Origin of the sequence: Hymenobacter cheonanensis (genome assembly GCF_030581075.1) — a bacterium.
Classification (GTDB): Bacteria; Bacteroidota; Bacteroidia; order Cytophagales; family Hymenobacteraceae; genus Hymenobacter.
Window position 1 is genome coordinate 57,433 of sequence record NZ_JAUQSW010000002.1, and the last position, 26,234, is coordinate 83,666.

The following is a 26,234-nucleotide window of genomic DNA, read 5'->3' on the forward strand; positions in this document are numbered from 1 at the left end:
TATGAACGAACAATTGATTGTCAAGAATTTCGGCCCGATTAAAGACGCTACAGTGGACTTTAAGCGCGTCACTATTTTTATCGGGCCAACGGGCGGGGGCAAGAGTACGCTAGCGAAATTGAAAGATATTTTTCTGTATCGCAGAAACTATACTGTAGGAGAGACAAAAAAATCTAGCCACCCTCGATTTGATTCCAAAATAGCATACCAAGAGCACGGCTTATTAAATTTCTTTTCTAACAATACATTTATCGATTATAAATCATTCTATATTCATATCAATTACAAGAATGGCAATCATTTCATTGGCATTACCCTTGATAACATTCGAAACACTAAGCCAATAATTTCAAAAGAACAACTAATCATACTGAATGAAAGAGTGAAGGAAGCAATTATACTGCAAGAAAAAGGATTGGAATTTGACAAAATTCAGAAAGAAATAGTAGGTGAATTATCAGAAATGATAGCTGAATTACGCGACCTTCAATCGGGAGAAAGGACAAAAAGAGACTTCCCTACATTTGTCGCGCCTATAAGCCCTTGGTACTGCACTTCTGAAAGAGTTTTTGTTCCAGCTTTAGAGTATTCCTGGGCAGGATTGATTAGAGATGACATAGGCTTACCAAAACTTCTATTGCATTTTGCCAACAGCTTTCTACAAGCCAAAAAAGAAGTACCTGAATTAGCTATTCCGTTTCTAAATATTAAATACCTACATCAGGATGGGCGAGACCGTATAAAAATTCCTGGACGCGAAGAACCCCTATTGTTGTTGGAAACTGCTAGCGGCATCCAATCCGTAACCCCGCTGCTGGTGCTGCTAGAGCACCTGAGCCGCAACACTGAGCAGGCGCAAAGCTTCATCATCGAAGAGCCGGAGCTAAACCTCTATCCTACCGCCCAGCGCGATTTGGTGTACTGGCTACTGGAGAAATGCACTCAAGGCGATAATGACTTGACCATCACCACGCACAGCCCCTATGTGCTGTCGGCTCTCAACCTGGCTTTGTATGCGGGCAAAGTCGCGACGCTGTTTCCGCATCAGCGCCAGAAAGTAGCGAAGATTATTCCCGAGAAGTATTGGCTGAAGGCCGAGGAGTTCAGCGCCTACTATGTGGCGGGGGGCGGTGTTAAATCCATTTTTGATACAAAAACCGGCCTGCTCAGCGAAAGCCAGCTTGATGAAGTATCGGGCCATTTTGCCGACGTATTCGACCGGCTGACTGACTTGCGGGTACCCGAAAAGAAAGCTCCCGCTAAAGCCAAGTCTGCCAGGAAATGAAGTCTCGCATAGAGCGAGCATATCCCCACGGCTCGCGGTGTATCATTCACCATACGCGCACGGTGCGGCGCATTTTCGACTGCCCCATTCGGAAACTAACGCTTTACCGGACCGGTACTCGCGACCCTGACCTCGACTTTGAAATAGCGAACCCTAGCGGCCGTGATTTTTACACTATCAGCGTCGATGGATGTTTGTACCCCACCTCCCGAGGACCCAAACGCTGTGACTACGCCTTTTTCTGGAATGAAACAATAGTATTTGTCGAGTTCAAGCTTGGCATGCCAGTTGGCAAAAGGACTAATGTTTCGGTACGCATGGGTCAAGCGCTTAATCAACTTATTCCTACCATCAGACGCTTCCAGCGGCACGGAGTTTTTCTAGAGGAAACCAAGGTTGAGGCAATAGCTTTTGTGAGTCGCCGCCCTATTCGTCCGCTTAATACTATTTCCATGCAAGCGGCGAAAGACAAGTTGAAGACGGCCTTCCCGACGCTTAATGTCAAGTTTAAGGTTAGCAAATCGAGAACTCTTCTTCGCTAGGGCGGGTGCTGTCATATGCTAGCCGTACAACCTTTTGCCTCTTCCCGACTTATGAAGGCTGTACCTACATCATTTTGATTTCTCCATTATGGCCGCTCCCACCTTTCGCCGCGTTTTCCAGGTTATTGATGGCAACAAGAAGCTCGTCGGCGACGGCTTCGACGTGACCAGCCCCATGCCGGGGCCGCGCATCCGGCAGCTGAGCCCTTACCTGCTCATCGACCATATCGGGCCGATGCAGATTGCGCCCACCAACACGCCGCTAGGCTCACCGCCCCACCCCCACCGGGGCTTTGAAACCGTGACGGTGGTGTACGATGGCCACCTGGCCCACCGCGACACCGCCGGCCACGATGGCAGCATCGGCCCCGGCGATGTGCAATGGATGACCGCCGGCGCCGGCCTGCGCCACGCCGAAATGTATGACCGCGACTTTGCCCGGCGCGGTGGCACCCTGGAATTGCTCCAACTCTGGGTGAATATGCCCAAGGCCGATAAGCTCGTGGCGCCCAAGTACCAGGAGCTGCGCGCCGTTAGCATCCCGAGCGTGCCGTTGGCCGACGGGAAAGGCAGTATCCGCGTTATCGCGGGCAGCTACGGCGGGGCTACTGGCCCGGCCAGCACGTTTTCGCCCCTGACGCTGCTCGATTTGCACTTGCAGCAGGGTGCTGATTTTGTACTCACGCTACCCGCCGCTTACAACGTGGGCCTGTATGTGGTGCGCGGCGCGGTACTGGTGAACGGCGACCGCCCCGCCCGTACCCAGCAGCTCGTGGTGCTGGGCTGGAACTCGGCCGATGTGCAAATCACGGCCTCCGAAGACAGCCTAGTGCTGGTGCTGGCCGGCGCGCCCATTGAGGAGCCGCTCGCCACCTACGGCCCCTTCGTGATGAACACCAACGAGGAGCTGATGCAGGCCATCGCCGACTTTGAGAGCGGCAACATGGGCAAGTTTCCGGAGGACGAGTAGGCTGTTTGTGTCGTAAGCTTCAGCTCACGCTACATTGTCATTGCTACTATTTACCACCTCACGCTAACCGCCATTTCCACATGCCCGACTTGCTGACTTCTGACACTTCGCGCCGCGAGTTTATGCGCACGCTTTCGCTGGGGGCAGGTGGAGCCCTGGCGAGTTCATCGGCGCTGGCTAGCCCCTTGCGCTGGCTGGCGCCCGGCCGCAAGCTGGGCGTGGCGCTGGTGGGCCTGGGCAAGTACAGCACCGGCCAGCTAGCCCCGGCTTTGCAGCAAACCAGGTTTTGCCAGCTGGCCGGCGTAGTCACGGGCTCGCCGGCTAAGGCGGCGCAGTGGCAAAAGCAGTATGGCGTTCCGGCCAAAAGCTGCTACGACTACCAGACCTTCGACCGCATCATCGACAACCCGGCCATTGACATTGTGTACGTGGTGCTGCCCAATGCCCTGCACGCCGAGTACGTGGTGCGGGCGGCGCAAGCCGGCAAGCACGTTATTTGCGAGAAGCCGATGGCTACCTCCGTGGCCGATGCGCAGCACATGATTGCGGCCATGAAAAAAGCAGGCAAGCAGCTCAGCGTGGGCTACCGCCTGCACTTCGAGCCGCACAACCAGGCCATGATGCGCCTGGGCCAGACGCAGGCGTATGGTAAAATCAACCACCTAGCGGCCGATAATGGCTTTAAATTTGGCAACGACACCCCTTGGCGGGTGAATAAGGAGCTGAGCGGCGGCGGCCCGCTCATGGACATGGGCATTTACTGCCTGCAAGGCTGCCTCTACACCAAGGGCCAGGTGCCGGTTTCGGTCACGGCCAAGTTTACGCCCGAAACGGGTACCGGCTACTTCAAAGAGGTAGAAGCCGGCCTGAGCTGGCAAATGCGCTTTGCCGACGGCACCCTGGCCGACTGCCGCACCAGCTACGCCGAAAATATGCCCGGCCGCCTGCGCGCCGACGCCGCCAGCGGGTGGTTTGAGTTGGAGCCGGCCTTTGGCTACGGCGGGCTGGCCGGCAAGACCAGCAAAAATGACGGCCTGCTCAACCTGCCCAATATCAACCAGCAAGCCGCCCAGCTAGACGATTTTGCCCAGTGCGTGCTGCAAAACAAGCCCACGCGCGTGCCCGGCGAGATGGGCCTGCGCGACGTGCAACTGCTCGCGGCCATTTACCGCGCCGCCGAAACCGGCCAGCTTGTATCGACCAAAGATGCCGGGCAGCTTATCGACCGCACCAACGCCCGCTAGCGGGCCGGCACCGGGAAGCGGGCAAACACCTCGGCCACGCCCTTGTCAATCTGCTTGGCGGCGCGGGTGGGCGTGCGCGACAAAATACTGGATGTGGTGCCCTGCCACACCAGCTCTTTGCGGGCGGCATCGACCAGGTCGATGGTGACGGTGCCCTCCTGATACTGGCCCACCGGAATATCACCGGCCTGCCAGTGGTAGTTGCGCTGGCCAATGTAGTAAGGCGCCCCGTCGGTCTGATAGTTGGCCTGCCGGGTTTGCACGCGCTGCTCCGTCACGAGGCCCAGGTTCACCCACAGGTCGGGCTGGTCGGCTTTCTGAAAGCCGCGCGCCTCCAGCTCGCGCGTCACGGCCCGCTTGAGGTCGAAAATATTGGAGCCCGAGTTGATAAACGCCGAGTCGTTGCGCGCCGCCTCGTCCATGAAATTGTAGGTTTTGTAGCGCGTCAGGTTCACGCCCGGGCGGCTGTCAACCCGCGTGGTAGCCTGCTCCGAAGAGCAGGCGGCTAGCCCCAGCACGCACGCAAACAACTGGGCTTTCAACAACTGGCGGATGGGAAACATGGCGGAAACGGGTTTGAACTATGCTACAATCAGCAGTGGGCTGCCCCAATGCAGCAGCCCCGAACCTACTGCCGCCGGGCGGCTGCGCCGTAGTGCGCTACCTGGCTATACGCCCGGCAACGGGCAATTGTTGAGGCCGATAACAAGTGGCTCTTTCAATGGTCCCAAACTTACTGTTCAGCTAGAAATAAGAGCCGCTAGCCGATTAAACGCTGCCATTGCCGCTAATTAATGTGACTTTTTCATAATATTGCACAGTAGCTAGGCCTATTGGCTGGGTAATATATAACAAAAACAAGTTTAAGTAGCAATTTTCCTCAATTGCTAATCCAACCTTCATTCTAACCACTACGCAGTTGCCACAACCCTATTCCAAGTCGTCTTCGCTCAGCCAGTTTCTGTACCAGATAGCGGAAAAATGGCAAGGGGTAAAACTTCGCCGCCCTTCAGCGCAGCCTCACCCCACGGAAAGCGCGGCCTGGCAGCAGCTGCTAGCCCTTTCTACCGACCTGCTGGAAGTAACGATAACCGTGCAGGACAAAGCATCGCTCGCCACGTTTTTGACGACGCTGCACGGCGATATTCAGCACGAGTATCGGTTTCAGCGCCCATCGGCGCAACACGCCTGGCAGCTGGTGCAGCACTGGAACCCGTTGGCTTGCTAACCTGGCTGCCGCTGCGGCCCGGCCATCAAAAAGCCCCGCCGGCCGGGGCCAACGGGGCGGGTTAAGCTGGCACAGCAGCTGTGGTGCGCAGGCTGTTTTTAGCTAGGCCTTGATTTTATCGAGCGAGGCCATATCCTCGGCCGACAGCTGAATATCGGCCGTTTTCATGTTCTCCTCCAGGTGCTTCACCTTCGAGGTGCCGGGAATGAGCAGGATGTTGGGCGAGTGGTGCAGCAGCCAGCTCAGGGCAATTTGCTGCGGCGTGGCGCCATGCTTTTGGGCTAGGGTATCGAGGGCGGCCAGGGCCTCCTTGTTGCCACCCGACAGCGGGTACCACGGAATGAAGGCCATGTTTTGCGCGCGGGTATAGTCGAGCACGGCCTCCCACTTGCGGTTATCGACCGAGTACATATTCTGTACCGACACCACCGGGAAAAACTCCTGGGCCTTTTTAATCTGGTTGACATCGACTTCGGAAAGGCCTATGTGCTTCACGAGGCCATCCTGCTGGGCCTTTTTCAGAAAATTGAAGGTGTCTTCTACCGGCACGTTCGGGTCGATGCGGTGCAATTGGTAGAGGTCAATCTGCTCCACCTTCAGGCGCTTGAGGCTGCCGTGCAGCGCTTCTTCGAGGTGCTTGGGGCTGGCATCGACGGGCCACTGGTTGGGCCCCGTGCGCAGCAGGCCGCCTTTGGTGGCAATAACAACGTTGTTGTAAGGATGCAGCGCCTCGGCAATCAGCTCTTCCGATACGTTGGGGCCGTAGCTATCGGCAGTATCAATGAAATCGACGCCCAGCTCTACGGCGCGTTTCAGCACCCGAATGCTTTCGGCATGGTCCTGGGGCGGACCCCAGATGCCGTCGCCGGTAATGCGCATGGCGCCGTAGCCCAAGCGGTTTACGGTAAGGTCGCCGCCGATAGTGAAGGTGGCGGGATAGGTGGTAGTTGCCATTTTGTGGAAAAGGTAGTAGCGTGAACGCCACCGGCTATAACTAGCCGGTGGCGTTCAGTAAGACAATTCAACAAAGCGTTTGTTCGGAGGCTGGCCCCGCTGCTGCGGGCCTAGCGTAGCGCCAGCGCCGCGGCAGTTACCTGCGCACTTAATTCGCGCACGGCCCGGGCAATGCCGTCGGCGTCGAAGCCGCATTCCTTATAGAGCTGGTCCTGGGTGCCGTGCTCCACCACGCGGTCGGGGATGCCGAGGCGGCGCACGGGCAGGTGCTGGCCGTGGTCGGCCAAAAACTCCAGCACGGCCGAGCCGAAGCCGCCGGGCAGGCAGCCATCCTCTACCGTCACAATGGCGCGGTAGCGGCGGGCCACGGCCAGCAGCATTTCCTCATCGAGCGGCTTGCAGAAGCGCATGTCGTAGTGGCCCGCGCTGAGGCCTTCGGCGGCCAGGGCCTCGGTGGCTTTCACGGCGTAATTGCCGATGTGGCCGATGCTGAGCACGGCCACGCCGCCCGCCTCACCCTCGCGCACCACGCGGCCCGTGCCGATGGCCACGCGCTGCAACGGCGTGCGCCACACGGGCATCACCCCCTCGCCGCGCGGGTAGCGGATGCTGAACGGCCCGGCGTTTTCAGGCAATTGGGCGGTGTACATGAGGTTGCGCAGCTCTTGTTCGTTCATGGGGGCGCTCACTACCACATTGGGGATGCTACGCATGTAGGCCAGGTCGTAGCTGCCGTGGTGCGTGGGCCCGTCGGCCCCGGCAAAGCCGGCGCGGTCGAGGCAGAACACCACGTGCAGGTTTTGCAGCGCCACATCGTGCACCACCTGGTCGTAGCCGCGCTGCATAAACGACGAGTAGATGTTGCAAAACGGCACCAACCCCTGCGTGGCCAGCCCCGCCGAAAACGTGACGGCGTGCTGCTCGGCAATGCCCACGTCGAAGGCGCGCTCGGGCATGGCCGCCATCATGATATTCAAGGACGAGCCGCTGGGCATGGCGGGCGTCACGCCCATTATCTTGTCGTTGGCCTCGGCCAGCTCCAGCAGCGTGTGGCCGAAGACATCCTGGTACTTCGGCGGCTGAGGGGTGGAGGGGACTTTGGTGAAAATCTCGCCCGTAATCTTGTCAAACAAACCCGGCGCGTGCCACAGCGTCTGGTCTTTTTCGGCTAGGGCGTAGCCCTTGCCCTTCACCGTCACGCAGTGCAGCAGCTTGGGGCCTGGAATGGATTTCAGGTCATTGAGCACCGCTACCAGGTGCTGCACGTCGTGCCCATCGACGGGGCCGAAGTAGCGGAAATTCAACGCCTCAAATAAGTTGCTCTGCTTCAGCAGGGTAGCCTTCATAGCGGCCTCTACTTTGCGGGCAATCTGCTGGGGGTTGGGGCCAAACTTGGAGAGCTTGCCCAGCACGTTCCACAGCTCGTCGCGCACTTTGTTGTAGGTGCGCGAGGTGGTGATGTCGGTTAGGTACTCCTTGAGCGCACCCACGTTGGGGTCGATGCTCATGCAATTGTCGTTGAGCACGACAATCATGTTGTTACGAATATCGCCGGCGTGGTTGAGCGCCTCGAAGCTCATGCCGGCCGTCATAGCCCCATCGCCAATTACGGCAATGTGCTGGCGGTCAAACTCTTTCTTGTAATCAGAAGCCACGGCCATGCCCAGCGCCGCCCCGATGCTGGTGCTGCTGTGGCCCACGCCAAAGGCATCGTAGGGGCTCTCACTGCGCTTCGGGAAGCCCGACATGCCGCCGTAGCGGCGGTTGGTGGGAAAGCGGTCGCGCCGGCCGGTCAATATCTTGTGGCCGTAGGCCTGGTGGCCCACATCCCACACTAGCTGGTCGTAGGGCGTGTTGAAGACGTAGTGCAGCGCTACCGATAGCTCCACGACCCCTAGCGAGGCGCCGAAGTGGCCGCCGTAGATGCTCACCGTATCGATAATGAACTCGCGCAGCTCTTGGCTGACTTGCACTAACTGCTCGGGGGCGAGCTTCTTAAGGTCGTCGGGCGAGGCTATCGCCGCCAGGAGCGGGCCGGGTTCAATTATCATCGGGGCAGGCAGAAAATGAGCGCGGTAGCGAACCGCCGGGCCCGCGTAAGAGATTGGCTGGCCGACCTCAAAGATACGACAACCACGGTTGGGCGGTTGTGCGCCGCGCCGCCAAAAAACGCGCCGGGCTGGGCCAGCACAATCGGCGCTGTAGCTGGCTTAGTCGGCAGAAGAAAGGCTTCGGCCGACCATTTGCTAAAAACCAGGCCTAGCAGTGCAACTATTGTGGGCCGTTCGCGCACTTTGGCCGTTATGCATTTTATGAACAAGCCTACTTTCCCCACCGCCCTGCTACTGGCGATGGCTGCCGCTAGCCCCTTACTGGCCCAGGCGCAGGCGGGGGGCCGCCCCGCTGCCCCGGCCGCCGCGCCGCGCACCAGTGGCCGCATCAGCGGCACTATAACCGACGCGACCACGGGCAAGCCCGTGTCGTACGCCACCGTCAACGTCATCAACCCGGCCACCAACAGCCCCGTGAATGGCGGCGTGGCCGGCGACGACGGCAAGTTTGTGCTGCCCGTGCCGGCCGGCACCTACCGCATCGAGGTGAGCTTTATCGGCTACACCACGCAGGTGCGCAACGGCGTAACGGTGCCCGCCACCGGGGGCAACGTGGCCCTGGGCACCCTAGCGCTGGCCGCCGCCGCCCAAAAGCTGGGCGAAGTAGTGGTGACGGGCAAAAAGCCCCTCATTGAGGAGCGCGTGGACCGCACCATCTACAACGCCGACGTGGACAAGACGACGGCCGGCGGCGACGCCACCGACGTGCTCAAGCGCGTGCCGCTGCTGAGCGTGGACCTGGACGGCAACGTGAGTTTGCGCGGCAGCCAGAACATTCGGGTGCTGATTAACAACAAGCCCAGCACCATTGCGGCCAGCAGCGTGGCCGATGCCTTGAAACAGATTCCGGCCGACCAGATTCAGACGGTGGAGGTAATTACCTCGCCCTCGGCTAAGTACGACGCCGAAGGCTCGGGTGGTATTATCAACATCGTGACGAAGACGAATAACCTGAAGGGCGGCTCGCTGGGTATTAACACCGGGGTAGGCAACCGGGGCACCAACCTGGGCCTGAACGGCAACTACCGCAACAACAAGTTTGGGATAAGCCTGGGGGGCTTTGGGCGGGCTAGCTACAACCAGCCGGGTAGCTTCGAAAACTCGCAGACCAGCGTGGCCTTGGCCAGTAGCACAATCCCGGCTACCAGCACAACCCCGGCCAGGACGATAAATGCCGGCGACCGCACCACCACCGCGCAAAATGCCGACACCCGCCGCAACGATGCCTTTGGGCGCTACACGCTAGGCCTGACCTACGACTTCGATAAGCACAACTCGCTGGCCGGCTCGCTGGCCTACGGGGTGCGCAACTCGGACAACTACCAGGATGGCCTGCTGACCCGCACCGCTCTCAGAAACGACCCGCTGACGCCTAGCACGCTGCGCGACGTGGTATCAACCAACAACTCGAATACCGTCGACGCCAGCCTCAACTTTACGCACACCTACCAGACCGAGCAGCGCGAGCTAAGCGTGCTGACGCTCTTTAGCCGCAACAACCAGACGAACAACTTCACCAACAGCGTTTTCGACCCTAGCGACTTGTCGAAAAGCAAGTACCAGGGCCAGCTCGGCAACAACAACGACAGCTACAACGAGGAATACACCGGCCAGCTTGACTACCAGACGCCAACCGTGAAAAACCAGCTCCTGGAGCTGGGCGCCAAAGACATTGTGCGCCGAGTGAACAGCGACTACAGCTACTTCTACGATGCTTCGCAGGCGCCGGCTGCCGGCTCGCCATCGCTCAACAACTCGTTCCGCTACCGCCAGAACGTGGCGGCCGCCTACGCCACCTACACCATCGGGCTGCCCAAGGGCTTTACCGTGAAGCCGGGCGTGCGCTACGAATACACCTCTATCTCGGCCGATTTCACCAACGGCGCCGGTGTGAACACGCAGCCCGATATTCCGAACTACTACATCGTGGCACCGAGCATCAACCTCTCGCGCAAGCTGGAGAATGGCAACGTGCTGAAGCTGTCGTACAACCTGCGCATTCAGCGCCCGTCGCTGCAATTTCTGAACCCCAACGTGCAGGCTAGCAACCCGCTGAATGCCTCGGCCGGTAACCCCGAGCTGCGCCCCGAAAAAACCAACAATTTTGAGCTAGGCTACAGCACCACCGTCAAGCAGAAGGTCAACCTGAACCTGACGGCCTTCGTGCGCAGCACCAACAACGCCATCCAAACGGTGCGCGTGCCGCTGCCCGACTCGCTCAACCCCAACCGCATTCAGGGCGCTTTGCTGAGCACCTTCCGCAACGCGGGCACCGAGAATGCCTACGGCGGCAGCCTCTTCGCAGGGTCCAACACGGGCAAGCTTTCGCTCAATGGCAGCGTGGACGTGTACTACGCCGTGCTGCGCAACAACGACGACAGCAAGCTCTACAACTCCAGCAACCAGGGCTTTGTGGTGAATGCCAGGGCCTTTGGCTCGTATGACCTGGGCAAGAGCTACTCGCTCCAGCTCTTCGGCTTCTACCGCGGCCAGCAAGTGCAGCTGCAAGGCACCCAAAGCGGCTTTGGCATCTACAGCCTGAGCCTGCAAAAGAGCTTTGCCGAGAAGCGCGGCAGCATCGGCTTTGGGGCGGAGAACTTCTTCACCGGCAGCATTAACATTCGCACCAACGTAGCCACGCCCTATGTGGACAGCTACGCCTACAACGGCGTGAATGTGCCCATCAACGGCCCGGTACTGAGCCAGAACAGCAGCAACGTTATTCACAACCTGAACTTCAAAATCAACTTCAGCTACCGCATCGGCAAGCTCACGGCTGGCGACACTGGCCGCCGTGGCAAGGGCGTGAACAACGACGACCTGAAAGAAGGCGGCGACGCCGGCGGCGGCATTGGCGGCGGCGAAATGGGCGGCGGTGCTGGTGCCGGCGGCGCTGGTGGCGCGGGCGGTGCCCGCCCGGCCGGTGGCCAGCGCCCCGGTGGCTACCCTGGTGCGGGCCAGCGCCCCGCCGGGGTTCGCCCGGCCGGGGCCGACTCGACACGCCGCGCCATCCCGGCCGACTCGCTGCAGCAACTGCGCAACCAATCGGCGCAGCCTACCGGCAACCCCGGCACCCCGGCCTCGGCCGCGCCCGGTAGCACCGCGCCGGCTAGCCCGGCCCTGGCCGCGCCCACCCAGCAGCCTGCTGATAGCTCGGCTACCAAGCCCGCCGCGTCGCCGGCCGTGAAGCCCGGCAGCACGACCTCGCCGGTGGGGCCGCCCTCGCCGGGTACTACCTCGCCCAGCGGCATCACGCCGGCCGGCAGTCCGGGCGGGCGGCCCTAGTCCGCCAGCACCGCTACCAGCCTGGTTGAATTAAAAGGGGCCTGCCGCGTTTGTCGTGGCAGGCCCCTTTTTTGCTTTATGGCTTATTCACGGTTGGCGGCGTGGGCCGAAGGAGACGCTTACTTTTGTCCTATCTTTTCCACTTTCTATGCCGATAGCTCCCCCTCCGCCGGTTCCGGCCCGCCCCGATGCCGACCTGCTGCACCAGCTGCGGCCTTCGCGCATTGTGGTGCCCGCCCTGATTGGCCTGAGCGTGGTGGCGTTTTTATTCTGGCGCTCTTACAAGCCCGGCGACCTCGCCCCGCTGCTGCACGCCAAATGGCAGTGGCTGTTTATTACGCTGCTGGTGCTGTGGGCCCGCGACCTGGGCTACATCTACCGTATTCGCAGCATTTCGGAAAAAGAGCTGAGCTGGCGCCAGGCCTTCGGCGTTATTGTGGTGTGGGAGTTTGCCTCGTGCGTACTGCCTTCGGCGGCGGGCGGCACGGCGGCGGCCCCGGTTATCCTCACCCGCGAGGGTATTCCGCTGGGTAAAGCCATTGCCTACACCATCGTCACGGCGTTTCTCGACAACCTGTACTACGTGCTCATGGTGCCCCTGGTGGTGTGGCTGGCCGGCGATGGCTTGTACCCGCACGGCCTGCAATCGGCGTTTGTGCAAACGCTACGGGCCATTTTTATTTTCAGCTACGTGGCAGTTTCGGCCTACTCGGGGCTGCTCCTGTACGCCCTGTTTATCAATCCGCGCTCGGTGCGCCGCCTGCTGGTGCGCCTCGCTTCGCTGCGGGTGCTGCGGCGGTTTCGGCGGCTAGCCTACCGCCAGGGCCAGGAAATGGTGCTGGCCTCGGCGCACCTGCGCGGCGCGGGCGCGGCCTACTGGTGGCGCGCTAGCCTCAGCACCGTGTTTGTGTGGACGGCCCGCTACGCCGTTATCGGCTGCCTCATTGGCGCGTTTGCACCCATGACCACGGGCACGTTCCTGTTCATCTTCGCCCGCAATATCACCTACAAAGTCATTCTGCTGCTGGCCATTACGCCCGGCGGCGCGGGCATTGCCGAAGGCGCGTTCCCGACCTTTTTCGGCCGTTTCATGGGTTCGGCGTCTATGACGAGCTTCTTGGTACTGCTCTACCGCATCGTTACCTACTACTTCTACCTGGCCCTGGGCGTACTTTACCTGCCGCGCTGGCTGGCTGGCCAGGCTGGCCCCGCCGCTCCTAAAAAAAGCCCCGCTCCGGTTACGGAGCGAGGCCTTTAGGCGGGCATAGGCCCTAGTTAAAGTCTTGGCTATTTGGCTTTCAGCATCAGCTTGGCGCCGCTGGTGCCTACAAGCGTAAGCTTGTTGTCGGTCAGGGTTTCGATGTTAAAGGTGTTGCTGGTAGCGCTGCCATCGGGCGTCATCGTAATAGTTTTGGCAGCCTGGTCAAATACGTATTTGCCACTCTGTGAACCCGAATAGCTGCCATTCGAGGCAAAGCTGATTTCCTGGTCTTTGGCCGCATCGTCCTGCTTCACTTTGTCGCCGCTGGCGTCGGTCTGCTTGTCGGTCACCCACGCTTTGCTGCTGGTACCGTACAGCATGTTTACGCCTTCTACCTTGCCTTTGTCGCTGCCGCACGACGACACGATGAACAGCAAAGCCACCACGCTCAGCAGCGAGGCGAAGTAAGACCGGAAGGATACTGGTGAAAAGTTCATAAGGAGAAAAGAAAGAGTGGTGAACGGCAGGCCAGGGTAGCCCCCGGTGCTGCTTACGCACTGCTTTTTTTTTGGTTATCCTTGGCAACCCTGCACTTTGGGGCCGCGTACAAGGCTTACAAAGCACCTCGCTTTTCGGCGGCCGCTTTTCTTTCACACTTAAAACGCACTTGTCACATGGGCTTGCTCGATTTCTTGACTAACGAGGGTGATAAAAAGCCCGCTGCTCCGGCTCAGCCAGCCGCTGGCGGCACCGATTTTTTCGGCAACAGCGACAAAGCTGCTACTTCAGACGCCGCCGGCACTACCTACACGGTAGTAAGCGGCGACTCGCTCTCTAAAATTGCTAAAAACCACTACGGCGACGCCGCCAAGTGGCATCAGATATACGAGGCCAACAAGGCCATCATCGGCAGTAACCCCGACCACATCGAAGTAGGTCAGGAGTTAACCCTACCTAGTATCTAGGTACTTTTTGCAGAAAAAAGGTGAGAAAAGCCACTCCAATGTTGGGGTGGCCTTTTTGCTTGTTGGCCCTGTGCTTTCGCCAGGTCAGTAAAAAATATTTTCCGCATTCACCCGGGTGGCCTTGCACATCTGGGGGCGGGCTCTATCTTTGCGCTCACCAATCCGGTACTCCCCCGCAGCAGGCGGGGCAGTTTTAGTAAGTTTTATACAGAAGCGGCGAGAGATTAGGCTCTTTGACCCGCTGGCAACCTTCACCCGCTGAAAGGTGCCAATTCCTACCCCGGCAGCTGCCACGCGCCGCCCGGGGGTCTATAAACCGAGTACCCATGGCACATCCGTTTTTCTTCGCTGCCCCCTCCTACTCCGCCACTGCCGTGCGCGGTTCCGGACACCTTGCGCTAGCCTCTTCGGCCAGCCCGGCCCCCACGTGCCAGCGAATGCGAATGTGCTGTTGTTGCCAAGGCTAAGCCCTGGCCCTTTTCCCTTCTTATCCTTTTGCGGGTACTTGCCTCTGCCAGCCGGCCCAGCCCCTGGATGAGGTGAACTGATGCGAATAGCTTAAAAACAAGTTGCTATTTATCAGATTCTTACCTATCTGGCACGCGCTTTAGGAGGAAGTAAAAAGCCAACAGCACGGCGTTTCGACCAGCGCTTTTTCGCGCAGCTTCTACTTTTTTTAGCGCTAGCCCTTACCGCGCGGCGCCGGGCTACGGCCCCAGCAGCCCGCCTGCTTTTCCAACCTGATTTTCAGCAACAACTCTTTTTAACCTCCTAGCCTCATGGCCACTCAAAACCTGCACTTCGAAACGCTGCAACTCCACGCCGGCCAGCAGCCCGACCCCACCACCGGCTCGCGCGCGGTGCCCATTCACCAAACGACCAGCTACGTGTTCAAAAATGCGGAGCACGGTGCCAATCTCTTCGCCCTGAAGGAGTTTGGCAACATCTACACCCGCCTGATGAACCCTACCACCGACGTATTTGAGCAGCGCATTGCCGCGCTCGAAGGCGGCGTGGCGGCCCTAGCCGTGGGCTCGGGCCAGGCGGCGCAGTTCATTGCGCTGAATAACATTTTGCAGCCCGGCGATAATATCGTATCAAGCTCTTACCTCTACGGCGGCACTTATAATCAATTTAAGGTGGCGTTCAAGCGGTTGGGCATCGAGGCCCGCTTTGCCGACGGCGACGATGCCGACAGCATTGAGGCGCTGATTGACGATAAAACCCGCGCTATCTACCTCGAAACCATTGGCAACCCGAGCTTTAGCGTGCCCGATTTTGAGCGTGTAGCAGCCGTGGCCAAAAAGCACGACCTGCCGCTGGTGGTGGACAATACCTTCGGCGCGGGCGGCTTCCTGTTTCAGCCCCTCAAGCACGGCGCCGATATCGTGGTAGAGTCGGCCACCAAGTGGATTGGCGGCCACGGCACCAGCGTGGGCGGCGTGATTGTAGACGGCGGCACCTACGACTTCGGCAACGGCAAGTACCCGCAGTTTACGGAGCCTAGCGAGGGCTACCACGGCCTGGTTTTCAACGATGTATTCGGCAAAAACGGGCCGTTTGGCAACATCGCTTTCATCATTCGGGCGCGGGTGGAAGGCCTGCGCGACTTCGGCCCCAGCATCAGCCCCTTCAACTCGTTCCTGCTGCTGCAAGGCCTCGAAACCCTGAGCCTGCGCGTGGAGCGCACCGTAGAAAACGCCCTCAAAGTAGCCCAGTGGCTGGAGCAGCACCCGCAGGTGGCGCACGTGAACTACCCCGGCCTGGCCAGCAGCCCGCACCACGCCAACGCGGCCAAGTACCTCAAGCGCGGCTTCGGCGGTGTGCTCTCGTTCACACTGCACGGCACCAAGGAAACGGCCGTGGCACTCATTGATAACCTCAAGCTTATCAGCCACCTGGCCAACGTGGGCGATGCCAAAACGCTCATCATTCAGCCCTCGGCCACCACGCACCAGCAGCTCAGCGAGCAGGAGCAGCTCGCCTCGGGCGTAACGCCCACGCTGCTGCGCCTGTCGGTGGGCATCGAGCACTTCGAGGACATCAAAGCCGACCTGGAGCAGGCCCTGGCCGCCGCCCTCACGGCCACGCCCAAGGGCACGGATGAGGCTACCGATACCATTCCGGAGCCGGTAGCCGAGCACGCGCAGCCGCTGGAAGTATAGCCGCAGCAGATAGTTAGCGAATGGTGCCCTGGCGGTTTGCCAGGGCACCATTTTGTGTTGTTAAAGCAAGTAGTACATACTGGCTAGATTTTTACGCCAGCCGCTCATTTTTAGCTATTTATCTTCTCGCTTGCTATGCCTGAACTAGTTTTTGCCTTGCCCGACCCGTTTCCGCTGGAAAGCGGCGAGGTGCTGGCCGGCGCACGGGTGGCCTACCGCACCTGGGGCCAGCTCAACGCCACCCGCGACAACGTGGTGTGGGTGTGCCACGCCCTCACGGCTAATGCCGATGTGCTCGACTGGTGGCCGGGGCTGTTTGGAGAAGGCTGCTTTTTTGACCCGGCCGACTGGTTTATCGTGTGCGCCAACGTGCTGGGCTCGTGCTACGGCAGCACCTGCCCACTCGATGCCGACCCCGCCACCGGGCTAGGCCGCTTTCAGGCGTTTCCGCTGCTCACCATCCGCGACCTGGTGGCCGCCCACGAGGCCCTGCGCCAGGAGCTGGGGCTGGACTACATTCACACGCTTATCGGCGGCTCGCTGGGCGGGCAGCAGGCGCTGGAGTGGGCCGCCAGCCAGCCCGAAGTCATTGGCCATTTGGTGGTTATCGCCACCAGTGCGCGGCACTCGGCCTGGGGCATTGCCTTTAATGAGGCGCAGCGGCTGGCCATCGAGGCCGACGCTACTTACCATGAAAACCGGCCCGGCGGCGGCGATGCCGGCCTGGCAGCGGCCCGCGCCGTGGCCTTGCTCAGCTACCGTGGCTACGAGGCCTACGGCAACACCCAAACCGAGCCAACCGACGACGTGTTGCGCAATTTCCGGGCTAGCAGCTACCAGCGCTACCAGGGCAACAAGCTCGTGGCGCGCTTCGACGCTTACAGCTACGTGGTGCTCTCGCGGGCCATGGACTCGCACAACCTGGGCCGGGGCCGGGGCGGCGTGGCAGCGGCGCTGGCTGGCGTTCGGGCGCGCACCTTGGTGCTGGGCATCACCTCCGATGTGCTGTTTCCGCTCAGCGAGCAGCACACCATTGCCGAGGGCATTCCGGGCGCGGTGTATGCCGAGCTGGATTCGGGCTTCGGGCACGACGGCTTCTTGCTCGAAACCGTCAAAATCACGCAGGCGCTGGAAGCTTTCTACGCGGCCGAGCTGGCCGAGTAGAGAAGCAACCGGCCAGGGTGCTTTTACTTTTCTATTTTAGTTAACTTATTAGCTGGCTATGACTTACGCCTCACTTATGCGTTATTTCGCTGCTGCAAAAATTTGGGTTGCTCTGCCTCTGGCACTAATAGGCCTGCTGGCGAACTGCAATAGCGCAGGCGGCGGGGCCACGGCCGAGGCCCCCACCACCCTCCGGCTCGACTATGCCTACTACAACCCGCTGAGCCTCGTGCTGAAGCAGCAGGGCTGGCTAGAAAAAGACCTGGCCAGGCAGCACGTGCAGGTAGAGTGGGTGCTGAGCCAGGGCAGCAACAAGGCGCTGGAATTTTTGAACGGCAAAAGCATTGACTTTGGCTCGACGGCGGGTGCGGCAGCGCTCATTGGCCGGGCCAATGGCAACCCGCTCAAGGCCATCTACATCTACTCGAAGCCCGAGTGGACGGCCCTCGTCACGGGCGCCAACTCGCCTATCAAGACCGTGGCCGACCTCAAGGGCAAGCGCGTGGCCGCTACCAAAGGCACTGACCCGTACATCTTTCTGCTGCGGGCCCTCGACCAGGCGAAGCTGAGCGAGAAAGATATTGAGCTGATACCCTTGCAGCACGCCGACGGCCGCGCCGCCCTCGCCACCGGCGACGTAGATGCCTGGGCTGGCCTCGACCCCCACATGGCCAAGGCCGAGCTGGAATCGGGCGCTAAGCTTTTCTATCGCAACCCCGACTTCAACAGCTACGGCGTGCTCAATGTGCGCGAGGAGTTTGCCCGCCAGCACCCCGCCCTGGTGCAGGAGGTGCTGGCTGCCTACGAGCACGCCCGCGCCTGGGCCCAGCAGCACCCCGCCGAGCTGCAGCAGGCTCTCGCCACCGAGGCCAAGCTTAGCCCCGCCGTGGCCGCCAGGCAGCTCAGCCGCACCGATTTCAGCATCGTGCAGTTTGGTCCCCAGCAGCGCGCTACCATTGCCGCCGCCGGCGATGTACTCAAGCGCAGCGGCACCATTGAGGCCAGCGTAGACGTGCAAAAAACAGTGAATGAGCTTATTGACCCGCAGTACGCCGCCAAGCTAGGGGCCGCGCCGGTAGCCCTTAAGTAAGCATGGCGGCCTCTACCCTACCCGCGCCGCTGCTAGCACCCGCGGCGGCGCCCAGCACGGCCCGCACGGACCGCAAGCCGCCGGGCCGCCGGCAGTGGCCGCTGGGCGCGGTGCTGCCGGTGGCGCTGCTGGCGCTCTGGGAAGCGCTGGCCCGCGCCGGCGTGCTGCCGCCCAACCTGCTGCCCGCGCCCTCGCGGGTGCTGGCCACCATAGCCGAGCTGGCGCGCACCGGCGAGCTGTGGCCACACCTGGGCCGCACGCTGGGCCGGGTGGCGGCCGGCTTTGGGCTGGGCGCGGCGCTGGGCACGGGGCTAGGGGCGCTCACGGGCTACCTGCCGCTGGTGCGCCGGCTGCTCGACCCACTGCTGCAAGGGCTGCGCAATATCCCGTCGCTGGCCTGGGTGCCGCTGTTCATCCTCTGGCTCGGCATTTACGAAACCTCGAAGGTGGTGCTAATTGCCGTGGGCGTGTTTTTCCCGGTGTATTTGGGGGTGATGACGGGCATTCAGCAGGTAGACCGCAAGCTGGTGGAGGTGGGCCGCGTGTATGGGCTGGCGGGGCTGGCCCTGATGCGACGGGTATTTTTACCGGCCACGCTGCCCGCCTACTTCGTGGGCCTGCGCAACGGCCTGGGTCTGGGCTGGATGTTTGTAGTAGCTGCCGAGATTATGGGCGCCAATAAAGGTCTGGGCTTCCTGCTGATAGACGGCCAGATGACCGGCCGCCCCCAGACCATTTTGGCCAGCATCCTGCTCTTTGCGGTGCTTGGCCGCTGCACCGATTCGCTGCTGGCGCTGCTAGGCCGCCGCCTGCTGCACTGGCAGGATACGCACGGCACAGCTGGCAATTACCAGTGAATAGTAGGAACAAGGTCATGCAGAGCATTCTGCGCATCAAGCAGAGACGAAGCATCTCGCTCGCATCGTTGCTAACGTAAGAGAATAGTGCCGCATGCGAGATGCTTCGTCTCTGCTTGATGCGCAGAATGCTCTGCATGACCACCGACTGCATTATTTATCATTTTACCAATGCTCCAACTCGACCACATCGGCAAGCAGTTCGACACGGGCGTGGTGGCGCTTCAGGCTATTAGCCTGCACTTGCGGGCCGGCGAAATCGTGACGCTGGTGGGCGCCAGCGGCTGCGGCAAAAGCACCCTGCTGCGCATTGTGGCGGGGCTGGAGCACCCTAGCACCGGCCGCGTAACGCTAGCCGGCAAGCCGCTCACGGCCCCCAGCCCGGCCGTAGGCGTCATCTTTCAGGAACCCCGGCTCATGCCCTGGCTCACGGTGCGCGACAACGTGCGCTTTGGCCTGGCGCAGCTGCCGGCCGCCGAGCAGGCTGCCCGCACCGACGCCGTGCTGGCGCGGGTGGGCCTCAGCGCGTTTGCCGAGGCGCTGCCCCGGCAGCTGTCGGGCGGCATGGCGCAGCGCGTAGCCATTGCGCGGGCCCTGGTAACCCGGCCGGCGCTGCTGCTGCTCGACGAGCCCTTTAGCGCCCTCGACCCGTTTACCAAAGCCAGCATGCACGCGCATTTGCTCGACATTTGGGCCGATAGCCGGCCTACGCTGCTGCTCGTGACCCACGATGTGGAGGAAGCCCTCGTGCTCAGCGACCGCGTGGTAGTGCTGCACGGCCACCCCGGCCGCCTCAGCCAGGCGCTCACCGTGGACCTGCCCCGGCCGCGCCGCCGCACCAGCCCCGAGTTTCAGGCCTGGAAGCAGCGCGTGCTCGACGCCCTGGAGGTCGAAGCAGTGGCCTAGCCCTAAAAAAAAGGGCCCTGGCACTAGTGCCAGGGCCCTTTTTAATTAACTCAACTGGGCTCTACAGCAGGCGCACCTCCACTTCGGTGATGATAATCTGCGTGCCGCCTTCCAGGGTGATGAGGAGGAAGAAGCGCAGTTGGTTGGGCGTTTGCGGGTTGGTATTGGGCGTGAGGGTGCCGCCCGTCGAGGTGCCGGTGAAGGCGTTACCTTAATTTTTTTCTTACTCCCTGAAAATGATAGGGTATCAATGAAAATAATTACTCTAAACTACCTAATCATCCCGTCAATCGAACACTACCCTTACGGCAGGCTGGCCAGCCAACTGCCAGAAGTAGCTACCAGAGGCCAGGCCGGCCCGCAGCACCCGCGTTTGCCGGGCCTGGGGCGTGAGTTGGCGCACCACGCGGCCCGTGAGGTCGAGCAGCCGGGCGTCGCCCAGGTCGCGCCAGTTGGCAGGCAGCGTCAGGTCTACGTAGTCGTGGGCCGGCAGGGGGTAGGCCAGGGTAGTGGGGCTAGCCGCACTGGCCGGGCGGGCGGCCAGCGGGGTGCCTGCCAGCCGCAGCACGGGCCGCAAAAAGTCGCGAATGGTCCAAAAAGTAGTGTCGGCATACCGCGTACTGCTCTCAAACGGAATGTGCCCCGCCCGGCTGAGCCGGCGCAGCGTGTTGCGCACCCCTACGGCCGTAGCGCGCGGGTTGAGGCGGCCGCTGCCATACACATACTTGGGCGGCAGCAGCGAGCCCACCCGGCCCTGTAGGTAGGGCACGGTGGCATCGGCGGTGCCGTGCACGCTGCACAGCGGCGCATTGCCCGCCTCAATAATGGCGGGGCTTTCGGTGGCACCGCTCAGGTTGAGCACGGCGGCCACGGCGCTGCTGTAGGCGGCATTGCCGCCGGTGCCCTCCAGGCCCCCCAGCGCGGCCAGCCCCACGTAGGCCGGCACCTCACTGGCCTTGTCCAAGTACCCGGCTTCCAGGGCCATAAAGGCCCCGGCTGAAGAACCGCCCACCACGATATAGTTGCTGTGCACGCGGTAGGCTTTGGCCGTAGCCGCGTCGTTGCGGAAAAAGCGCACGGCGGCCCGCATGTCCTGCATACCCCGGATGGCGGCCTGCGCCACGCCCGGCGTATCGGCGGGCTGCGCAAAGCCCGTGAGCGGAAAGCCCAGCCGGTAGTCGATGCTGGCCGCCACGTAGCCCAGCTGCGCCATGCGGGTGCAGATGGCCACCATGTACGGGTCGGTTTTGGAGCCCCCGACGAAGCCGCCCTGGTGGGCAAAAATGAGGAGCGGCCGGCGCTTCACCGTGTCGCCGGCCGGCTGGTAGATGTCCATCGTCAGGGTTTGGGCCACGCCCAGGTAGGTGGTAGCGGTGGCGTAGGCCACGCCGCTGGTGGTGCTCACGGCCGCAAAAACCGGCTGGTAGTAGCGCCCGCCCGTGGTGTCGACGGGGGCTAGCTGGGCCAGCGCGGGCACAGCCCCGGCCAGCAGGCAGCAACTAGTGAGGAGGCGGAAAAGTAGGCGCATAAGTTAGCAGCAGGCTATTAAGCCCCAATAAGTTAAGGAAAAGGAGACTTTTTACCAACGCAGGCCAGGCGTACAAGGTTAATGGGCGGCAGGTGGTTTCTTTGCAGCCTTTCGCTCACTAGCCCGCTTTTTCTTCCTTAGTAGTATGTCCGCTATCGCCCCTCCTTTTCTGCAAGCCGGCCAGCGCGTGGCCATCGTGGCGCCCGCCCGCAAAATCAGCACGGCCGAGGTGGAGTTTGCCCGCCAAACCCTGCAAGCCTGGGGCTTGGAGGTAGTGCTGGGCGAAAGCATCGACGCCGCGCACCATCAGTTTGCCGGCGAGGATACACTGCGCCGCCGCGACTTTCAGCGCCAGCTCGACGCCCCCGGCATCCGGGCCATTCTGTGCGCGCGCGGCGGCTACGGCACCGCCCGCCTGGTCGATGAGCTGGACTTCAGCGCCTTAGCCGAAAACCCCAAGTGGGTAGCCGGCTTTTCCGATATTACGGTGCTGAACAGCCACTTGCTGCGGCTGGGCTACCAAAGCATTCACGGCGTGATGCCGGTGCTTTTTGGCCAGGAAAACGGCGAGGCCGCCCTGGCCAGCCTGCACCACGCGCTGTTTGGCGAACCCCTGCGCTGCGAGGCGCCCACCCACCCGCTCAACCGCCCCGGCACGGCCACCGGCGAGCTGGTGGGCGGCAACCTGAGCTTGCTGCACACCATCACCGGCACCAGCTCGCAGGCCAGCTTTGCGGGGCGCATCCTGTTTTTGGAAGACCTGGATGAGTACCTCTACCACATCGACCGGATGCTGCTGCACCTGCACCGCAGCGGGCAACTGGCCGGGCTGGCGGGGCTGGCGGTGGGCCACTTTTCGCAGATGCGCGACAACGCCGTGCCCTTCGGCCAAACAGCTTACGAGATTATCGACTACTATGCGCAGCGCTACGGCTTTCCGGTGGGTTACGGCTTGCCGGTCGGCCACGAGGCCAGCAACCAGGCGCTTGTGGTAGGCCGGCCCACCACGCTAGTTGTCGCGCCCAGCGGCAGCCAGCTAAGCCAGTAAACTACTCCGAGCGCGTTGTAAGTTGAAAACCTACGGGCGGCGCTGGCGCAGTGCCCGCGCCACCGCACCGGCCACCAGCCCGCCCACGGTGTACCAGGCCACGGTCATGGCCTGGGTTTGGGGGGTGCGGTTGCTAGGGGCCTCGCCCAGGCCCAGGGGGCCGGGCAGCAGCACGCCGCCCGCGCCGGCCACGGCCCCCAGCAGCAACCCACGTGGCAGGCTGTGCTTGCCGCTGCCTACCAGCGTGTAGTACAAGCCATTGCTGAGGATATCGCCCAGCATGGTAGCCGTGTAGGCCACGCCCTCGGCGGGCTGGGGCAGGTCGGCCAGGCGCAGAATTTTGCGCAGGCCGCGCTCGCCCAGCACGTCCATGCGGGGGGCATCGTGGGGGCGCAGGCGGCGGGCCGTTTCGTGCAGGGCGGTGAGGGCCACGGCCCCGGCAAAGCCGGCGGCCAGGGAAGGCAGCAGTTTCATAAGCCAGTAAGTCAGTACCCGCTCTCAGACGCAGGCCAGGCCCCGGGGTTGCGCAAAATTTTGCGAAGGGTTGCGCGGCTGCCGTGCGGCTCCGTATATTTGCAGCCCCTACGGCAACTGGCCGGCGGGGAAAGGCCGATTTAGCTCAGCTGGTAGAGCAGCTCATTCGTAATGAGCAGGTCGTTGGTTCGAGTCCAATAATCGGCTCCCTTCAGGAGCACAAAAGCCCCGCAAGCACCTTGGCGCTTGCGGGGCTTTTGCATTCCGGCCCGGGCTAGCCAGGCCAACCCCGCCCCGCTGGGCGCGTACACGCACGTTGCCTATGTCTGCAAACTCCTCCTCCAAGCTCTCCCTCTACGGCGGCATTGCCGCCAACGTAGCCATTGCGGCCTCCAAATTTGTGGCCGCCTACCTCACCGGCTCGTCGGCCATGCTCTCCGAGGGTATTCACTCGCTGGTTGACACCGGCAACGGCGGCCTGCTGCTCTACGGCCTGAGCCGCAGCCAGCGCCCGGCCGATGCGCAACACCCGTTTGGCCACGGCAAAGAGCTGTATTTCTGGGCGTTGATAGTAGCCGTGCTGATTTTTGCCATCGGCGGCGGCATGTCCTTTTACGAAGGCATCAAGCACCTGGAGCATCCCGAGCCGCTCGAAGACGCCAAGTGGAACTACATCGTGCTAGGGGTTTCCATCCTGTTTGAGGGCGCCGCGCTGGTGCTGGCCCTGCGCGCCTTGCTCGAAAAGCAGGCCCCCGGCAGTAGCTTCTGGACCACCCTGCGCACGAGCCGCGACCCGGCCGTTTTTGCCTCGGTGCTCGAAAACGCCGCCGCCGTGGCGGGCCTGCTCATTGCCCTGCTAGGCGTGTATTTTGGGCACCTGCTTAATAACCCGCTCTTCGACGGCGGCGCCTCCATCATCATCGGCCTGCTCCTGATGGGCGTGGCCGTATTGCTGGTGTCGCGCACCAGGGCGCTACTGGTGGGCGAAGGCGTGAGCGACGAAACCCTGGCCGAGCTGCAAACCCTGGCCCGCCAGATACCGGGCGTCACGACCGTGCGCCCGCCCCTAACCATGTACCTGGCCCCCGACGACGTGATGCTGGCCCTCGACGTGGACTTCGACGACCACCTCACGGCCACGCAGGTAGAGGAGGCCGTGGTGGCCGTGCAAAATCGCATCCGCGCCGGCCATCCCGAGTTTAAACGCATTTTCATCGAGGCTAAGTCGCTGGCCGGCCGCGCGTAGCGTGCCCCGGCCGCCAGGCCCCGACGACCACCGTAACCCCTAGTTCTTATGCAACCTACCTTGACAGACAACCCCTTCGCTTCTTTTTGGTGGGGGGGCTACGAATGCACCGACCAGCTTAATGCGTTCGGCAACCGGGTCGATTTTCTGCCCCTTACCGGCCACCTGCCCCTGCTCGATGCCGACTACGCCGACCTCGGCCAGTTCGGCGTGAAGACGGTGCGCGAGGGCATTCGCTGGGCGATGATTGAGAAAATGCCCTACCAGTACGACTGGAGCACGGTGCGCACGATGCTCGACGCGGGCGAGCGCCACGGCATTCAGCAAATCTGGGACCTGTGCCACTTTGGCTACCCCGACGACCTGACGCCGCTGCACCCCATGTTTGCCCGGCGCTTTGCGGCCCTGTGCCGCGCCTTTGTCGATTTTTACCGCTCGGTGCGGTCCGAGGGCACGCTTATCGTCACGCCCATCAACGAGGTCAGCTTTATGTCGTGGCTGGGGGGCGATGTGCGCGGCACCTCGCCCTACTGCGTGGGCCAGGGCTGGGAAGTGAAGCTGGGCCTGATGCGCGCCTACATTGAGGGCAGCTGGGCGCTGCGCGAGGCCGACCCCGGCATCCGCTTTCTCAGCACCGAGCCGCTCATCAACATTGTGCCGCCGCCCAACCCCTGGGTAAGCCACGCCCGCGAAGCCAAGCGCGCGCATACCAACCAGTTTCAGGCTACCGACATCCTCTCGGGCCGCCTGTGCCCCGAGCTGGGCGGCCACGAAAGCCTGCTCGACATTGTGGGCTTCAACTACTACTACGACAACCAGTGGCAGCTACACCCGCACCGCCACCTGGGCTGGAACGACCCGGTGATGGACCCGCGCTGGGTGCCTTTGAGCGAGCTGCTGGCCCAGGCCCACAAGCGCTACAAGCGCCCCTTTGTGGTGACCGAAACCAGCCACCCGGGCGTAGACCGGCCGCTGTGGTGGCACATGATAGGCCGCGAGTGCGCCAAAACCCTGCAAATGGGCCTGCCGCTGCTCGGGTCGTGCATCTACCCCATAGTGGACCGCCCCGACTGGGACCACCTCGACCAGTGGCACCGCTCGGGCCTCTGGGATGCCGAGCTGCGGCCCGATGGCCCGCCCCGGCGCATCTTGCACGAGCCCAGCGCCGTAGCCCTGCGCGACGCGCAGGCGATGGTGCAGGCGGCCCAGGCCACGCAGCCCAAGCAGAAGCGCCAGCGCGGCGGCATACTGGTTAGCTAGCCCTCCCCAGGGGCTGGCCATAGCGCCAGAGCGTTGGGCCGGCCGCCGGCAAACATTCTGCCTCGTTGGCTTTCGAACCCAACAGCCGGCGTGCGATGTTTGCTGGCGGCCGGCCCAACGTTCTTTTTTTGCGTTGCCAGTACCTTGCGGGTAGTAGCCACCCTAGCCCCGCCACTTATGGCAGCCCTCGCCCATTTGTACTCGCCCATCGGGATGCTGGCCCTGCGCGGCTCCGACGCCGGGCTGCACGCCGTGCAGTTTCTCGACCACGATATGCCGCCGCCCACGGCCCCGGCCGACGTGGCCGCGTGCCTGCAAGAGCCTTACCGCCAGCTGCAAGCGTATTTCAGCCGCGAGCTGCGCGACTTTAAGCTGGTGTGCGCGCCGCTGGTAGGCACTGATTTTCAGCGGCAGGTGTGGGCGGCGCTGGGGGGCATCGGCCACGGCCGCACGGCCTCGTACCTCGACGTAGCCAGGCTGCTGAACAATCCCAAATCGGTGCGGGCCGTGGGCGCCGCCAATGGCCAGAACCCGCTAGCCATTGTGTGGCCCTGCCACCGCGTGGTGGGCGCCGATGGCTCGCTCACGGGCTACGCCGGCGGGCTGCTGCGCAAGCGGTGGCTGCTGGCCTTCGAGCAGCCCGAGCGCCAGGGCTCACTCTTTGGGTAAATAGTTGCAAGCCTCGGGGCTGGGCTGAACGTCCCGGCTTTC

The 26,234-nt window shown here is 62.0% G+C and carries 22 protein-coding genes, 1 tRNA gene and 1 riboswitch; of the genes, 17 read left to right on the forward strand and 6 right to left on the reverse strand.

From position 1 onward, the window contains the following. Window position 1: 1 nt before the first annotated feature. From Q5H89_RS03935 to Q5H89_RS03945, 3 genes are all read left to right on the forward strand, one after another. On the forward strand, window positions 2-1,285 hold the full coding sequence (locus Q5H89_RS03935) for an AAA family ATPase (protein ID WP_305017997.1): 1,284 nt from the start codon (window positions 2-4) through the stop codon (window positions 1,283-1,285). A gap of 630 nt (window positions 1,286-1,915) precedes the next feature. After that, window positions 1,916-2,797: a pirin family protein gene (locus tag Q5H89_RS03940; protein ID WP_305017998.1), complete on the forward strand. Its 882-nt coding sequence runs from the start codon at window positions 1,916-1,918 to the stop codon at window positions 2,795-2,797. A gap of 80 nt (window positions 2,798-2,877) precedes the next feature. Next, a complete protein-coding gene (locus tag Q5H89_RS03945) occupies window positions 2,878-4,041 on the forward strand; it encodes a Gfo/Idh/MocA family protein (RefSeq protein ID WP_305017999.1) in 1,164 nt (387 codons plus the stop codon). Here Q5H89_RS03945 and Q5H89_RS03950 read toward each other — a convergent pair. Next, on the reverse strand, window positions 4,038-4,604 hold the full coding sequence (locus Q5H89_RS03950; protein ID WP_305018000.1) for a DUF4136 domain-containing protein: 567 nt from the start codon (window positions 4,602-4,604) through the stop codon (window positions 4,038-4,040). The two genes, Q5H89_RS03945 and Q5H89_RS03950, sit on opposite strands and share 4 nt — an antisense overlap. Before the next feature lie 356 nt (window positions 4,605-4,960). On the opposite strand from Q5H89_RS03950, the gene Q5H89_RS03955 reads away from it, so the two are divergent. Then, window positions 4,961-5,269, forward strand: a complete 309-nt coding sequence (locus Q5H89_RS03955; protein WP_305018001.1) for a hypothetical protein — start codon at window positions 4,961-4,963, stop codon at window positions 5,267-5,269. Window positions 5,270-5,371: 102 nt separating this feature from the next. Here the strand turns inward: Q5H89_RS03955 and Q5H89_RS03960 are convergent, their stop codons facing one another. Both Q5H89_RS03960 and dxs read right to left on the reverse strand, forming a co-directional pair. After that, window positions 5,372-6,223 (reverse strand): aldo/keto reductase, encoded by an 852-nt coding sequence (locus Q5H89_RS03960; protein WP_305018002.1) that lies wholly within the window; start codon window positions 6,221-6,223, stop codon window positions 5,372-5,374. Window positions 6,224-6,333: 110 nt separating this feature from the next. After that, window positions 6,334-8,274, reverse strand: a complete 1,941-nt coding sequence (dxs, locus tag Q5H89_RS03965; protein WP_305018004.1) for a 1-deoxy-D-xylulose-5-phosphate synthase — start codon at window positions 8,272-8,274, stop codon at window positions 6,334-6,336. Window positions 8,275-8,535: 261 nt separating this feature from the next. Between dxs and Q5H89_RS03970 the strand changes: the two genes are divergently transcribed. Together Q5H89_RS03970 and Q5H89_RS03975 are read left to right on the forward strand one after the other, a co-directional pair. Then, window positions 8,536-11,619, forward strand: coding sequence for a TonB-dependent receptor domain-containing protein (locus Q5H89_RS03970; protein WP_305018005.1), 3,084 nt, complete (start codon window positions 8,536-8,538; stop codon window positions 11,617-11,619). Window positions 11,620-11,767: 148 nt separating this feature from the next. Next, window positions 11,768-12,877: a lysylphosphatidylglycerol synthase transmembrane domain-containing protein gene (locus Q5H89_RS03975; RefSeq protein ID WP_305018006.1), complete on the forward strand. Its 1,110-nt coding sequence runs from the start codon at window positions 11,768-11,770 to the stop codon at window positions 12,875-12,877. A 29-nt stretch (window positions 12,878-12,906) separates the two neighbouring features. Here the strand turns inward: Q5H89_RS03975 and Q5H89_RS03980 are convergent, their stop codons facing one another. Further along, on the reverse strand, window positions 12,907-13,317 hold the full coding sequence (locus Q5H89_RS03980) for a hypothetical protein (RefSeq protein ID WP_305018007.1): 411 nt from the start codon (window positions 13,315-13,317) through the stop codon (window positions 12,907-12,909). 177 nt (window positions 13,318-13,494) lie between these two features. Between Q5H89_RS03980 and Q5H89_RS03985 the strand changes: the two genes are divergently transcribed. From Q5H89_RS03985 to Q5H89_RS04010, 6 genes are all read left to right on the forward strand, one after another. Continuing rightward, entirely contained in the window at window positions 13,495-13,785 is a 291-nt protein-coding gene (locus Q5H89_RS03985; protein WP_305018008.1) for a LysM peptidoglycan-binding domain-containing protein, read from the forward strand. Window positions 13,786-13,985: 200 nt separating this feature from the next. Further along, a riboswitch (SAM riboswitch) is annotated at window positions 13,986-14,103 on the forward strand. 461 nt (window positions 14,104-14,564) lie between these two features. Further along, window positions 14,565-15,950 carry an O-acetylhomoserine aminocarboxypropyltransferase/cysteine synthase family protein gene (locus Q5H89_RS03990; RefSeq protein WP_305018009.1) on the forward strand — a complete coding sequence of 462 codons (1,386 nt, stop codon included), beginning with the start codon at window positions 14,565-14,567 and terminating at the stop codon, window positions 15,948-15,950. A gap of 135 nt (window positions 15,951-16,085) precedes the next feature. Next, on the forward strand, window positions 16,086-17,114 hold the full coding sequence (locus Q5H89_RS03995) for a homoserine O-acetyltransferase family protein (RefSeq protein ID WP_305018010.1): 1,029 nt from the start codon (window positions 16,086-16,088) through the stop codon (window positions 17,112-17,114). A gap of 76 nt (window positions 17,115-17,190) precedes the next feature. After that, window positions 17,191-18,204, forward strand: coding sequence for an aliphatic sulfonate ABC transporter substrate-binding protein (locus Q5H89_RS04000; protein ID WP_305018011.1), 1,014 nt, complete (start codon window positions 17,191-17,193; stop codon window positions 18,202-18,204). A gap of 2 nt (window positions 18,205-18,206) precedes the next feature. Beyond that, window positions 18,207-19,061 (forward strand): ABC transporter permease, encoded by an 855-nt coding sequence (locus Q5H89_RS04005; RefSeq protein ID WP_305018012.1) that lies wholly within the window; start codon window positions 18,207-18,209, stop codon window positions 19,059-19,061. 171 nt (window positions 19,062-19,232) lie between these two features. Next, on the forward strand, window positions 19,233-19,967 hold the full coding sequence (locus Q5H89_RS04010) for an ABC transporter ATP-binding protein (RefSeq protein ID WP_305018013.1): 735 nt from the start codon (window positions 19,233-19,235) through the stop codon (window positions 19,965-19,967). A 286-nt stretch (window positions 19,968-20,253) separates the two neighbouring features. Here the strand turns inward: Q5H89_RS04010 and Q5H89_RS04015 are convergent, their stop codons facing one another. Further along, window positions 20,254-21,495 carry an alpha/beta hydrolase gene (locus Q5H89_RS04015; protein WP_305018014.1) on the reverse strand — a complete coding sequence of 414 codons (1,242 nt, stop codon included), beginning with the start codon at window positions 21,493-21,495 and terminating at the stop codon, window positions 20,254-20,256. A 145-nt stretch (window positions 21,496-21,640) separates the two neighbouring features. Between Q5H89_RS04015 and Q5H89_RS04020 the strand changes: the two genes are divergently transcribed. After that, window positions 21,641-22,543 carry a S66 peptidase family protein gene (locus tag Q5H89_RS04020; RefSeq protein ID WP_305018015.1) on the forward strand — a complete coding sequence of 301 codons (903 nt, stop codon included), beginning with the start codon at window positions 21,641-21,643 and terminating at the stop codon, window positions 22,541-22,543. Between the two features lie 30 nt (window positions 22,544-22,573). On the opposite strand, the gene Q5H89_RS04025 is transcribed toward Q5H89_RS04020, so the two are convergent. After that, window positions 22,574-23,017, reverse strand: a complete 444-nt coding sequence (locus Q5H89_RS04025; RefSeq protein ID WP_305018016.1) for a hypothetical protein — start codon at window positions 23,015-23,017, stop codon at window positions 22,574-22,576. Between the two features lie 134 nt (window positions 23,018-23,151). Here Q5H89_RS04025 and Q5H89_RS04030 point away from each other — a divergent pair. The 4 genes from Q5H89_RS04030 (at window position 23,152) to Q5H89_RS04045 (ending at window position 26,192) form a co-directional block, all read left to right on the forward strand. Then, window positions 23,152-23,224 (forward strand) — tRNA-Thr (locus tag Q5H89_RS04030). Between the two features lie 115 nt (window positions 23,225-23,339). Next, complete coding sequence (locus Q5H89_RS04035; RefSeq protein ID WP_305018017.1) at window positions 23,340-24,263, forward strand: cation diffusion facilitator family transporter; 924 nt, start codon at window positions 23,340-23,342, stop codon at window positions 24,261-24,263. Between the two features lie 48 nt (window positions 24,264-24,311). After that, window positions 24,312-25,523 (forward strand): amine oxidase, encoded by a 1,212-nt coding sequence (locus Q5H89_RS04040; RefSeq protein ID WP_305018018.1) that lies wholly within the window; start codon window positions 24,312-24,314, stop codon window positions 25,521-25,523. A 177-nt stretch (window positions 25,524-25,700) separates the two neighbouring features. Beyond that, window positions 25,701-26,192 (forward strand): methylated-DNA--[protein]-cysteine S-methyltransferase, encoded by a 492-nt coding sequence (locus Q5H89_RS04045; RefSeq protein ID WP_305018019.1) that lies wholly within the window; start codon window positions 25,701-25,703, stop codon window positions 26,190-26,192. Window positions 26,193-26,234 lie beyond the last annotated feature (42 nt).